Source organism: Sphingomonas sp. UBA978 (assembly GCF_002292295.1).
In the GTDB taxonomy this organism is placed as follows: Bacteria; Pseudomonadota; Alphaproteobacteria; order Sphingomonadales; family Sphingomonadaceae; genus Sphingomonas.
The window spans coordinates 66,918-80,153 of sequence record NZ_DBBS01000005.1 but is presented as its reverse complement, the minus strand read 5'-3'; the positions used below and the strand labels follow the sequence as shown (position 1 = coordinate 80,153).

Annotated in this window: 9 protein-coding genes; 3 read left to right on the top strand and 6 right to left on the bottom strand. The window is 68.3% G+C overall.

Going from position 1 to position 13,236, the window contains the following annotated elements:
- The first annotated feature begins 104 nt into the window (after positions 1–104).
- Positions 105–1,868 (top strand): cation:proton antiporter, encoded by a 1,764-nt coding sequence (locus B2515_RS01885; RefSeq protein ID WP_293872985.1) that lies wholly within the window; start codon positions 105–107, stop codon positions 1,866–1,868.
- Position 1,869: 1 nt separating this feature from the next.
- Here the strand turns inward: B2515_RS01885 and B2515_RS01880 are convergent, their stop codons facing one another.
- Genes B2515_RS01880 through B2515_RS01865 form a run of 4 tightly spaced genes read right to left on the bottom strand, consistent with a single transcriptional unit; the run spans position 1,870 to position 7,725 of the window.
- A complete protein-coding gene (locus B2515_RS01880) occupies positions 1,870–4,614 on the bottom strand; it encodes a [protein-PII] uridylyltransferase (protein WP_293872982.1) in 2,745 nt (914 codons plus the stop codon).
- Between the two features lie 52 nt (positions 4,615–4,666).
- Positions 4,667–7,246, bottom strand: a complete 2,580-nt coding sequence (gene mutS / locus B2515_RS01875) for a DNA mismatch repair protein MutS (RefSeq protein WP_293873508.1) — start codon at positions 7,244–7,246, stop codon at positions 4,667–4,669.
- Between the two features lie 24 nt (positions 7,247–7,270).
- A complete protein-coding gene (locus B2515_RS01870) occupies positions 7,271–7,531 on the bottom strand; it encodes a type II toxin-antitoxin system RelE/ParE family toxin (protein ID WP_293872980.1) in 261 nt (86 codons plus the stop codon).
- A 5-nt stretch (positions 7,532–7,536) separates the two neighbouring features.
- Complete coding sequence (locus B2515_RS01865; RefSeq protein WP_293872978.1) at positions 7,537–7,725, bottom strand: hypothetical protein; 189 nt, start codon at positions 7,723–7,725, stop codon at positions 7,537–7,539.
- Positions 7,726–7,812: 87 nt separating this feature from the next.
- Between B2515_RS01865 and B2515_RS01860 the strand changes: the two genes are divergently transcribed.
- Positions 7,813–10,071, top strand: a complete 2,259-nt coding sequence (locus B2515_RS01860; protein ID WP_293872976.1) for an NADP-dependent malic enzyme — start codon at positions 7,813–7,815, stop codon at positions 10,069–10,071.
- A 139-nt stretch (positions 10,072–10,210) separates the two neighbouring features.
- Here B2515_RS01860 and B2515_RS01855 read toward each other — a convergent pair whose 3' ends face one another.
- Positions 10,211–10,999, bottom strand: a complete 789-nt coding sequence (locus B2515_RS01855) for an SDR family oxidoreductase (RefSeq protein WP_293872974.1) — start codon at positions 10,997–10,999, stop codon at positions 10,211–10,213.
- 73 nt (positions 11,000–11,072) lie between these two features.
- The gene (locus B2515_RS01850) at positions 11,073–12,233 is read right to left on the bottom strand and encodes an acyl-CoA dehydrogenase family protein (RefSeq protein WP_293872972.1); all 1,161 of its coding nucleotides are present in this window, start codon (positions 12,231–12,233) and stop codon (positions 11,073–11,075) included.
- A 144-nt stretch (positions 12,234–12,377) separates the two neighbouring features.
- Here B2515_RS01850 and B2515_RS01845 point away from each other — a divergent pair, with 144 nt between their 5' ends.
- Positions 12,378–13,205 carry an SDR family NAD(P)-dependent oxidoreductase gene (locus B2515_RS01845; protein WP_293872969.1) on the top strand — a complete coding sequence of 276 codons (828 nt, stop codon included), beginning with the start codon at positions 12,378–12,380 and terminating at the stop codon, positions 13,203–13,205.
- The last annotated feature ends 31 nt before the right edge of the window (positions 13,206–13,236 follow it).

The window sequence follows — 13,236 nt, the reverse complement described above, 5'->3', positions numbered from 1 at the left end:
ACGTCTTCGCTGCGCCGCAACATGGTTGCCGCTGCGACCGGAACCGACACCCGGTGGGAGCGATTGGGACCGCCAAAAGGGGAAAGCCGCTGATCTTCGATTCCTTGCTCGTCAAACTGGCGCTGATCGGTGTGCTCGGCATCGGTGCGCAATGGATCGCGTGGCGCACCGGGCGGCCGGCGATCGCGCTGATGCTGATCGCGGGCGTGCTCGCCGGGCCGGTCACCGGGCTTATCGATCCGCAGCGCGACTTCGGCGCGTTGCAGCAACCGATCATCAAGCTCGCCGTCGCGGTGATCCTGTTCGAAGGGGGCCTCAGCCTCAACTTCCGCGATTTGCGTCATGCCGGATCGGCGGTGCTGCGTCTGGTCGTGATCGGCGTGCCGGTCGGTTGGGTGCTCGGCACCGCGGCGGCCTTTTACGGGGCGGGCCTGCCGCTCGGCATATCGGCCTTGTTCGGCGGCATCCTTGTCGTGACCGGGCCCACCGTGATCGGGCCGATGTTGCGGACGCTGCGTGTCCCTGCGCGGGTGCGCGATACGCTGAAATGGGAAGGGATCGTCAACGATCCGATCGGTGCGCTGCTCGCGGTCGCGATCTATGCCTATATCACCTATGTCGGCCCCGACCGCAGTGTCGTCGCGATTGGGTTCGACGTCGCCGCCGCGACCCTGGTTGCCGGGCTGATCGGCGTCGGGCTGGGGTTCGGCCTGACGACCGCCTTCCGCCGCGGCTATATCCCCGAATATCTCAAGGCGCCCAGCGTCCTCGTCACCGTCATCGCCGGCTTCGTCCTCGCCGACCTCATCAAGCATGAGACGGGGCTCATCACCGTCACCGTGATGGGCGTGGTGCTCGCCAACCGCCAGACCCAATCGACCGCCGCGCTCAAGCATTTCAAGGAGGACCTTGCCGTCCTGCTGATCTCGGGCGTGTTCATCATCCTGTCGGCGACGCTGCAATGGAGCGTGATCGAGCGCTTTCAGGCGCGCTTCCTGATCTTCCTGCTCCTGCTGCTGTTCGTGGTGCGGCCGGTGACGGTGCTCGCCAGCCTCGCCTTCTCGAAGATGCCGTGGCGCGAGCGGCTGTTCGTCGCGTGGATCGCGCCGCGCGGCGTGGTGGCGATCGCGGTGACCAGCCTGTTCGCGCTGCGGCTCGACGATTTTGGAATGAAAGACGCCGATGCTTTGGTGCCGCTGGTGTTCGGCGTCGTCGTCGCGACGATCTTCGCGCACGGCTTCTCGGCGGCCTGGGTCGCGCGCCGGCTCGGCATCGACAAGGGCAAGGGGGAGGGGGTGCTGCTGGTTGGCGCCAACAGCTTCACCACCGCCTTCGGCGTCGCGCTGCAAGCCCTGGGGCTGAAGGTAACGGTGGCCGATACCGCCAAGTTCGCGCTGCGCGCCGCGCGCAAGAAACAGCTGGAGGTGCATCGCGGCGACATCCTCGACGAGGTGACGCAGGACACGCTCGACATGCTCCAGTTCCAGCATGTCATCGCCGCCACCGACAGCGATTCCTACAATGCGCTGGTCTGCGGCGATCTGGGGCCGGAGGTCGGCACCGACAAACTGACGCAGACCGGCGTCGACGAAGACCGCCGCGCCCGCGGGCGTGGACGGGTGCTGCTGGAGGGCGGCGAGACGGTCGACGAATTGCAGCAAAGGGTCGCGGCGGGCTGGTCGTTCGGCCGCACCCGGATCACCGACGTCCACACCTACGACGCCTATCGCGCGCGCCTCGCCCCGGAGGCGGAACCGGTCGCGGTGCTCAAGCCCGACCGGCGCCTGCTGCTCTTCTCGACCGGCCAGCGGCCCGTGGTCGAAAGCGGCGACACGATGCTGACCTTCGCGCCGCCGGGCGTGGCCTAGATCAGGCGGCCACGTCGATCGATTCGCCCGCCGCGGCGGTGCGCAGGCGCTTCTCCAGCGTCTTCAGCCGCGTCGGTGCGACGATCCGGTCGCCGGTCAGATCGGTGACGTAGAAGGTGTCGACCGCGCGCTCGCCATAGGTGGCGACATGCGCGGAATGCAGCGTCACCTTCGACTGGAACAGCGCCTGCGCCAGCTGGTTGAGCAGCGCCGGCCGGTCGCGGGCGTTGACCTCGATCACCGTGAAGCGGTTCGAGGCGCGGTTGTCGATCAGGACGTTGGGGACGATCTCGAACGCGTCGGCGCGGGTGCGGGCGGCGGGCTTGGCGACCAGCCGGTCGGCGAGCTTGCCGCGATTGGCGAGCGCATCCTCGATCGCGGTGCGAAGCCGCCCCAGCTGGCTGAGGTCGTCGAACGGGCGACCGAACGGGTCCTGCACGAGGAAATTGTCGATCGCCATGCCGTCGCGCGTCGTATGGATGCGCGCGTCGATGATATTGCCGCCGGCGACGTGGATCGCGCCGGCGATGCGGTAGAACAGGCCCGGATGGTCGGCGGCGTAGATCGTCACCAGCGTCGCGCCGCGTTCCGAATAGACCTGCGCGTCGATCGACAGCTGCGCATCGCCGGCGGCGGCGATGAAGCGGGCGTTGTGCGCGAGCACGTCGTCGGGCTCGGCGATCCAATAGGCCTCGGGGAAGCGCCGGACGAAGGCGGCGAAGCGCGCATTGTCCCAGCCGAGCGTCGCCTGCAGATTCTCCTGCCGCGTCGCGATCCGCTCGCCGCGGCCGCGCTGCTTGTGGCCGAGGCGCAGCACCTCTTCCGCCGCCTCGAAAAGGTCGGAGAGCAGCTGGCGTTTCCAGCCGTTCCACGTCCCCGGCCCGACCGCGCGGATATCGACGATCGTCAGCACCAGCAGCAGCCGTAGCCGTTCGGGGCTCTGCACCACCTCGCAGAAATCGAGGATTGTCTTGAAATCGCTGAGGTCGCGCTTGAATGCGGTGGCGGACATCAGCAGATGCCAGCGTACCAGCCACGCCACCGTCTCGGTCTCGGCGGGGGTGAGGCCGAAGCGCGGGCAGAGCCGCTCCGCGACTTCCGCACCCAGGATCGAATGGTCGCCGCCGCGCCCCTTGGCGATATCGTGCAGCAGCACCGCGACGTACAGGACGCGTCGCGACACGATGTGCCGGATGATCGCGGAGGCGAGCGGATGATCCTCCTTCAGCTCGCCGCGCTCGATCCGCGCCAGCAGTCCGATCGCGCGGATCGTATGCTCGTCGACGGTATAATGGTGGTACATGTCGAACTGCATCTGCGCGACGACCCGGCCGAAATCGGGCACGAAGCGGCCGAACACCCCCGCCTCGTTCATCCAGCGCAGCACCAGCTCGGGATCGCGCGGGGACGTCAGCACGTCGAGGAACAGGACGTTGGCGCGGGGATCGCGGCGGTGGCGCGCGATCAGCCGTGCGTCGCGGTTCGCCGCCCGCATCGCCAGCGGATGGATCTCGACGCCATGCAGGTCGGCGAGCTGGAAGATCTCGATCAGCCGGACCGGGTCCTCGATGAAATAATCGTCGCGCGGCAGTGCCAGCCGGCCGCGATCGAGGACGAAACCCTGCAATTTGCCCGGCCGCCGGCGGATCGTCGGCAGCCCGAACCGCCGCCCGCGCGCCGCAAACCTTTCGTCGAGATGCGCGAGGAACACGCCGGTCAGGTCGCCGACCGTCTTCGCCTGCAGGAAATAATATTGCATGAACCGCTCGACCGCGGGTTTGCCCGGGCGATCGGAAAAGCGCATCCGCGTCGCGATCTCGCGCTGCACGTCGAAGGTCAGCCGATCCTCCGCCCGGCGGGTGACGCTGTGCAGGTGACAGCGCACCGCCTGCAGGAAATTGTCGGCGCGGTGGAACAGCGTATATTCCTCCGCGGTCAGCAATCCGGCATCGACTAGGTCGGCACCGCGCTGCACATCGTGGATGTATTTGCCGATCCAGAACAGCGCATGCAGGTCGCGCAGCCCGCCCTTGCCCTCCTTGACGTTGGGTTCGACGACATAGCGGGTGTCGCCCATCTTGCGGTGGCGCGCGTCGCGCTCGGCGAGCTTGTCGGCGATGAACTGGCGCTCGGTGCCGTGCTGCACCTCCGTCTTGAAGCGCGTCGCCGCCTCGTCGTACAGGCCGGTGTCGCCGGTCACGTAGCGCGCCTCCAGCAGCGCGGTGCGGATCGTCACATCGGCCTTGGACTGGCGCACCATCTCGTCGAGCGAGCGGCTGGAATGGCCGATCTTCAGCCCGATGTCCCAGAGCGCATAGAGCATCGATTCGATGACCTGCTCTGCCCAGGGCGTCTGCTTGCCCGGGGTGAGGAAGCCGATGTCGACGTCCGAATAGGGCGCCATCTCCGCCCGGCCATAGCCGCCGACCGCGATCAGCGTCAGGCGCTCGCCCGCGGTCGGATTGGAAATCGGATGCAGCCGCTGCGTCGCGACGTCGAACAGCACGCGCAGCAGCGCGTCGGTCAGATAGGCCTGCGCGTTGGAGGCCTCGAGCCCGCGCGAGGGATGCGTCGCGAGCCGTCGTTCGATCTCCGCCCGCCCCTCGACGAGCGCGGTCTTCAGCGTCGCCGCAACCTGCGCGCGCAGGGCGGCATCGCTGGCATCGATCGCCGCGATCCGCTCGGCGAGCGCACGCCGGTCGATGATCGTGCGACGGTTGGGGATGTGATCGAAACGGCCTGCCATGGCGGCGGTCATAGCGGGTCGCACGTCGGCGCGACACCCGGCTTTGCCGCCGTCACCCCTCGCGGGTCAGCGCCTTTAGCCGGTACAGGGTATCGAGCGCCTCGCGCGGCGTCAGCGCATCGACGTCGAGCGCCTCGACCGCGCCGCGGATCGCATCGCATTGCTCCTCTTCGGCGACCTGCGCGGCGGCGAACAGCGGCAGGTCGTCGAGGCCCGCCGCCAGCCCGCCGGTCTTGGCGCGCCCCGCCTCCAGCTTGGCCAGCACCGCTTTGGCGCGCGCCACCGTCGCCGGCGGCATGCCCGCCAGCCGCGCCACCGCGAGGCCGTAGCTGCGATCCGCCGGCCCGGTGCTGAGTTCGTGGAGCAGCACCAGTTCCCCCTTCCACTCGCGTGCGCGGACATGGTGCAGCGTCAGCGCCTCGCAGCGTTCCGCCAGCCGGGTCAGCTCGTGGTAATGCGTCGCGAACAGGCAGCGGCAACGATTGTCCTCATGGATCGCCTCGACCACCGCCCAGGCGATGGCGAGCCCGTCATAGGTACTGGTGCCGCGTCCGACCTCGTCGAGGATGACGAAGCTGTTGGGCGTCGCCTGCGCGAGGATCGCCGCGGTTTCGACCATCTCGACCATGAAGGTCGACCGCCCGCGCGCCAGATTGTCCGACGCGCCGACGCGGCTGAACAGCCGGTCGACCAGCCCCAGCGTCGCGCTGGTCGCGGGAACATAGCTGCCCGCCTGCGCCAGCACCGCGATCAGCGCATTCTGGCGCAGGAAGGTCGACTTGCCGCCCATGTTCGGGCCAGTGACCAGCCACAGCCGCGAATCCGGGGTCATCGTGCAATCGTTGGCGACGAAGCGGTCGCCCGATTTTGCCACCGCCGACTCGACCACCGGATGCCGGCCGCCGACGATATCGAAACAGGCATGATCGGCGAGCGCGGGCCGTGCCCATTGCCCTTCCGACGCGCGTTCGGCGAGCGCGGCGGCGACGTCGATCCGCGCGAGCGCGTCGGCGGTGGCGGCTATGCCCTCGCGATGCGCCAGCGCGGAAGCGGTCAGTTCCTCCAGATGCGCGGCCTCCGCGGCGAGCGCATGCGCGCCCGCCTGCGACACGCGGGCGGCGACCTCGTGTAGCGCGGGCGTGTTGAAGCGGACGACACCGGCCAGCGTCTGGCGATGCGTGAATCCGCTGTCGGGCTGCATCAGCGGATCGGCGGATCGCGCCGGCACCTCGACATGATAGCCGAGCACGTTGTTGTGGCGGATCTTGAGCGCGGCGATGCCGGTCGCGGCCTTCATCTCCGCTTCCAGCGCGGCGATCGCCTTGCGCCCGCCCGCGCCCGCATCGCGCAGATCGTCGAGCGCGAGGTCGTAACCCGCGGCGATATAGCCGCCGTCGCTCGCCTCGATCGGCGGCGAGGGCACGAGCGCGCGCTTGAGCAGGTCGATCAGCGCGCCATGGCCGCGCAGCCGCGGTGCGATCCGGTCGAGCAACGCCAGCGGCGCGTCGATCTTCGCCAGCCGCTCGCCCAGGTGCCACGCCCCGTTCAGCCCGTCGCGCAGCTGGCCGAGATCGCGTGGGGACCCGCGCCCCGCCGCCAGCCGCCCGATCGCGCGGCCGATATCGGGCAGGGCGCGCAACGCGCCGCGCACCTGCTCGCGCTGGCCGGCGGCGTCGTGGAAATACTGGACGAGATCGAGCCGCGCATCGATCGCGGCCCTGTCCATCAGCGGCGCCCCGAGATCGGCGGCGAGCAGCCGCGCGCCGGCGCCCGTCACCGTGCGGTCGATACAGTCGAGCAGGCTGCCCTTGCGCTGCCCGCCGGTGGTGCAGGTCAGCTCCAGGCTCTCGCGCGTCGCCGCGTCGATCGCCATCGTCTCCGCCGCCTGCGTCAGCCGCGGCGGGCGCAGGAAGGGGAGGGCGCCCTTGGCGGTATGTTCGAGATAGGCGACGAGGCCGCCCGCCGCGGCGAGGCCGGCGCGACTGAACTGGCCGAAGCCGTCCAGCGTCGCGACGCCGAACAGCGCCTTCAGCCGGGTTTCGCCGGTGCCGCTGTCGAAGCCCTGCTTCGGGCGCAGCGTCGTGGCGGCATGGGCCTGCTCGCCCGCCTCGGACGCGACCACCTCCGCCGCGCCCAGCCGCGCCAGTTCGGCGTCGAGCGCCGCTGTCGGACAGTCGATCACCTCGAACCGTCCGGTCGACACGTCCGCCGCGGCGATCGCCACCGCGCCCGCCGCCTCGCCGATTGCGACGCACCAATTGTCCTGGCGCGCGTCGAGCAGCGCCTCTTCGGTGAGGGTGCCGGCGGTGACGACGCGCACGATCCCGCGCGCCACCAGCGCCTTGTAGCCGCCGCGCGCCTTGGCCTCCGCCGGCGTCTCGGTCTGTTCGGCGATGGCGACGCGATGCCCGGCCTTGATGAGGCGCTGCAGATAGGCGGTGGAGGCGTGGACCGGCACGCCGCACATCGGAATCTTCTCGCCCTCATGCTCGCCGCGCGACGTCAGCGCGATGTCGAGGACTTGCGAGGCGATCCGCGCATCGTCGAAGAACAGCTCGAAGAAATCGCCCATGCGATAGAACAGCAGGCAATCCTCCGCCTCCGCCTTCAGGCCGAGATATTGCGCCATCATCGGGGTGGGGGTGGTCATGCGTGCTCAGTCTGTGTTGCGGGCGCCGTGGCGGATGAAGACGGTGTCGCCTTCCACGCGGTAGCGCAGGATGTAGGGTGGTACGCTCGTCATCTCGCGTTCGTCGCCCCGTGGGCGACCACGTCGCGGAAAAGAGGCCAGGCTTTCACCAAGATCGAGCAACCGTGAGGATATGTCGCTGGCGGCTCTCGGATCGTGGTCGTTGATGTATCGGGCGATGGCACGGATGTCGTTCACTGCCTGCGATCGCCAGACGACCTCAGCCACCCGGTTCAACCATATTGTTCAGCCAGCCAGTCGGGAAAATCTTTGAACTCCGGCGTACCCCAGGTCAGCAGCCATTGCCCGACGACGACATGCTCGACGCCTTCCTCCGCAGCGTACATCGCCTTGGCGCGTGCGAAATCCTCCGCGTCGGGGAGGCGGCGCGTACGAGGAGCGATATCGGCCTCATGCTTCATGTGGCGAGCATAAGCCTTCGCGCCTTGGGTTGAAAGCCCCGCCCGAACCGGCCAAGAGCCGGACAGTCAGCCCGTCAGCGAGGTCCCATGTCCGACGAAGCGTCCATCCAGTTCTCCGAGCGCGAGGCGCTGCTGTTCCATTCGGAGGGGCGTCCCGGCAAGATCGAGATCATCGCATCGAAGCCGATGGCGACGCAGCGCGACCTCGCGCTTGCCTATTCGCCCGGCGTCGCGGTGCCGGTTCAGGCGATCGCCGACGATCCGTCAACCGCTTACGATTACACGGCAAAGGGTAACCTCGTCGCGGTCATCTCGAACGGCACCGCGATCCTCGGCATGGGCAATCTGGGCGCGCTCGCCTCCAAGCCGGTGATGGAGGGCAAGGCGGTGCTGTTCAAGCGGTTCGCCGACGTCGACTCGATCGATATCGAGCTCAAGACCGAGGACGTGAATCGCTTTATCGACGCGGTCGAGCTGATGGAGCCGACCTTCGGCGGCATCAATCTTGAGGATATCAAGGCGCCCGAATGCTTCATCATCGAGCAGACGCTGCGCGAGCGGATGAACATTCCGGTCTTCCATGACGACCAGCACGGCACCGCGATCATCTGCGCCGCGGGCCTCATCAACGCCTGCCTGCTGACCGGGCGGCGGCTGGACGAGGTCAAGATCGTCGTCAACGGCGCGGGCGCGGCGGCGATCGCCTGCACCGAGCTGATGAAGGCGATGGGCGTGCGCCACAACAACGTCATCATGTGCGACCGCACCGGCGTGATCTACCAGGGCCGCGAGGACGTGAACCAGTGGCAGTCGGCGCACGCCGCGGTCACCGACCGCCGCAGCCTGACCGAGGCGCTGGACGGCGCCGACATGTTCCTGGGGCTGTCGGCGGCGGGGGCGCTCAAGCCCGAGATGGTCAAGGACATGGCGCCCTCGCCGATCATCTTCGCGATGGCCAATCCCGAACCGGAAATTCGCCCCGAACTGGCCAAGGCGGCACGCCCCGACGCGATCGTCGCCACCGGCCGTTCGGACTATCCGAACCAAGTGAACAACGTCATCTGCTTCCCCTTCATCTTCCGCGGCGCCCTCGACGTGCGCGCGACCGGCATCAACGATGCGATGAAGATCGCCGCCGCCAACGCCATCGCCGAACTGGCGCGCCAGCGCGTGCCCGAAGAGGTCGCGATGGCCTATGGTGTGCAGCACAGCTTCGGCCCCGAATATATCATCCCGTCGCCGTTCGATCCGCGACTGATGGAACTGGTGCCAACCGCGGTCGCCAAGGCGGCGATGGATTCGGGCGTCGCGACCAAGCCGATCATCAACATGGACTCCTACCGGCAGACGCTGCGCGCGCGGCTCAACCCGACCACGTCGGTGCTCAGCCTGGCCTATGAAGGCGCCCGCGCGCGGCCGAAGCGCGTGCTGTTCGCGGAGGGCGAGGAGGAAGTGGTGCTGCGGGCCGCGATCTCGTTCAAGGAGGGCGGCTATGGCACGCCGGTGCTGGTCGGCCGCGACGACGTCTACGATCGCCTGAAGGCGCTCGGCGTCGCCAACCCGCAGGAATATGAGGTCCACAACAGCCGCCATTCGCCGCTGGTCCCGAAGATGGTCGACTTCGTCTATGGGCGGTTGCAGCGTCGCGGTTACCTGCGCCGCGACGTCGAGCGGATGATTAACCAGGATCGCAACGTCTTCGGTGCGGCGCTGCTTCAGCTCGGCGAAGCGGACGTGATGATTACCGGCATCACCCGCACCTGGGCGGAATCGATGCGGCAGGTGAAGCGCGTCATCGATCCCGAGGCGGGGCGCACCCCGTTCGGCATCCACGTCCTCGTCGGGCAGAGCCACACCGTCTTCATCGCCGACACCACGGTCAACGAGCGTCCGACCGGCGAACAGCTCGCCGATTTCGCCGAACAGACCGCGCAGGTCGCGCGCCGCATGGGCCACGAACCGCGCGTAGCGATGCTGAGCTATTCGACCTTCGGCAATCCGAAGGGCGCGTGGGTCGACAATATCCGCGACGCGGTGTCGGTGCTCGACGGTCGCAACGTCGGCTTCGAATATGAAGGCGAGATGCCGCCTGACGTCGCGCTCAATCCGAAGCAGCTGGCGAACTATCCGTTCGCGCGCCTCTCCGGCCCCGCCAACGTCCTCATCATGCCCGGCCTGCAGTCGGCGCATATCGCCGCCAAGCTGCTGCGCGAACTGGGCGGCGAAAGCGTGATCGGCCCGATGCTGATCGGCATGGAAAAGCCGGTGCAGATCGCGCCGATGACTTCCACCGCGAGCGAGCTGGTAACGCTGGCGGTGCTCGCAGCAGGCGGGATCGCGCGGTAGGTCCGCGTAAACGGAATGCCGCTCGCCCGCTCGTCATTGCGAGGAGCGAAGCGACGCGGCAATCCAGAGCCGCACACGCGCCGCTCTGGATTGCTTCGCTGCGCTCGCAATGACGGCGACGTCCGGTCGGGCCTCGCCCTCACGCGTCGATGCTCGTCCCCAGCGCGGCATGGACGAGGCCGCCGTCGACGGTGATCGTCTCGCCGATCACATAGTCGCCCGCGCGGCTGGCAAGGTAGATGGCGGCGCCGGCCATGTCCTCGTCGCTGCCGATGCGGCCCGCGGGGATGCCGCGGGCGATGGTGTCGCCGTGATCGCGGGCGGCCTTGTTCATCTCGCTCGGGAAGGCGCCGGGGGCGATCGAGGTGACGTTGATCGCATCCCTGACCAGACGCGCCGCCATCCGCTTGGTGAGGTAGATCAGCGCCGATTTCGACGCGTGATAGCTGTACGTCTCCCACGGGTTGAGGCGCTGGCCGTCGATCGAGGTGATGTTGATGACCTTGGCCGGCCGGCCCGGCGACCCCGCCGCCTTGAGCAGGCCATGCAGCGCCTGCGTCAGGAAGAAGGGCGATTTGACGTTGAGGTCCATCACCTTGTCCCAGCCACTTTCCGGGAATTCCTCGAACGGCACGCCCCATGCCGCGCCGGCATTGTTGACGAGGATGTCGAGCCGCTGCTCGTGCGCCGCCATCTGCCCCGCCAGCGCCCTGCACCCGGCGACGGTGCTGACGTCCTGCGGCAGCGCGACGCAGTTCGGGCCGAGTTCCGCAGCGGCGTCCTCGCAGGCGCCGGCCTTGCGCGAGGAGATGTAGACCTTCGCCCCCTGCGCGATGAATCCGGCGGCGATCATCTTGCCGATGCCGCGGCTGCCGCCGGTGACGAGCGCGACCTTGCCGTCGAGGCGGAAGAGGGTGCTGGTGTCCATGGGATATGTCTCCGGTTTCAGGTCGTCGTCGCATCATGGCGTCCGCAGGGGCGAGGATGCGGCAGGGATCGCGTCAGCCGCCGCGTTTCATCGTTTCGCGGGCGATGATGACCTGCTGGATCTGGCTGGTACCTTCGTAGATGCGGAACAGGCGGACGTCGCGGTACAGACGCTCGATCCCGTAATCGGCGATATAGCCGGCCCCGCCGTAGATTTGCACGGCCTTGTCGGCGACGCGGCCGACCATCTCCGACGCGAAATATTTGGCCGCGGCGGATTCGAGCACGACGTCCTCGCCGCGGTCCTTCTTGCCCGCCGTCTCCAGCACCATCGCGCGCGCGACCAAAGCCTCGGTCTTCATGTCGGCGATCATGCCCTGGATCAGCTGGTGGCCTGCGATCGGCTGGCCGAACTGGCTGCGGCTGCCGGCATAGGCGACGCTGTCGGCGATCAGCCGCTCCGCCACGCCGACGCAGACCGCGCTGATGTGTAGCCGCCCGCGATCGAGCACGCGCATCGCGATCTTGAACCCTTCGCCCTCCGCGCCCAGGCGATTGGCGGCGGGGACGGGCACGTCGTCGAAATGCACGTCGGCGACCTTCGCGCCTTTCTGCCCCATCTTCTTCTCGGGCTCGCCGATGGTGATGCCGGGCAGGTCCTTGGGCACGAGGAAGGCGGAGACGCCGCGCGCGCCCTTGTCCTCGCCGGTACGCGCCATCACCGTGAACAGCTGGGCCTTGTCGGCATTGGTGATGTAACGTTTGGTGCCGGACAGGCGATAGACGTCGCCCCCGTCTTCGTCTCTGGCGCGCACCGCCCGCGTCTTGACCGACCCCGAATCGCTGCCGACATCGGGTTCGGTCAGTGCGAAGCTGGTGACGATCTCGCCACTCGCGATCTTCGGCAGCCACATGGCCTTCTGTTCGTCGGTGCCGGCCATCACCAGCCCCTGGCTGCCGATCCCGACATTGGTGCCGAAGGTGGAGCGGAACGCCGGGGTGGTGCGCCCCATCTCGATCGCGACGCGGCATTCCTCGACCATGTCGAGTCCCAGCCCACCGAACTCCTCGGCGATCGACAGGCCGAACAGGCCCATGTCCTTCATCTCGGCGACGACCGCGTCGGGGATCGCATCCGCCTCTTCCACCGCCGCCTCCAGCGGCCGCAGCCGTTCGGCGACGAAGCGCCGGACGGTGTCGATGAGGGCGTCGAACGTATCGGGGTCGAGGGCCATGTCGGTTCCAGTGAAGCTGGGGCTGTTGATCCGCTGCGACCGGTATAGCGGGACCGTTCCGGCTGCAAACCCGAATTTCGAAAAGCGATCGGTTGACCCGTCTAAGGCCCATACTATGATTGCCGAAAACACATAGGAGCCGGGATGCGCTTTGCAGGAAAACGTGCGGTCGTCACCGGCGGCGCATCGGGAATCGGCCGGGCGACCGCGCTGCGGCTGGCCGACGAGGGCGCCAGCGTCGTCGTCGCCGATATCGATGCCGAGGGCGGCGCGGCGCTGGCCGCCGCGTCGCAGGGGCGCATCGTCTTCCGGCATACGGACGTGACGCAGCCGGACCAGATCGAGGCGCTGATGCAGGCGGCGGATGCGGCGGGCGGGCTCGACATCCTGTTCAACAACGCCGGCGCCGGCGGCGCGCGCGAGCCGATCGACCAGATCGCCCCCGAAGACTGGGACCGGACGATGGCGCTGCTGCTCCGCTCGGTCGCGCTCGGCATCCGCTATGCCGCGCCGCTGATGGCGCAGCGCGGCGGCGGCGCGATCGTCAACACATCGTCGGTATCGGCACTCGGCGCCGGCTATGCGCCGACCGCCTATTCGACCGCCAAGGCGGGGGTGCTCCACCTTACCAAAATGGCGGCGGCGAACCTCGCGGGGTCGCGCATCCGGGTGAATGCGGTCGTCCCCGGTTTCGTGCTGACCGGTATCTTCACCCGCAATCTCGATCTCGATGCCGGGCGGCGTGAACAGGCGGATGCGATGATCGCGCGCGCTGCCGCCGGGGCGCAGCCGATCCCGCGCGCTGGCCGGCCGGAGGACATCGCCGCGGCGGTGGCATTCCTCGCCAGCGACGACGCGGCGTTCGTCACCGGCACGCATATCCTCGTCGACGGCGGCCTGACGATCGGCACGCGCGGCAGCTGGGACCCAGCCGAACCGTCATTGCTGACCGCATTGGCCGCCATGGCATGAGTATGCGCGCCGAACCCCTCTCCGCCACGGT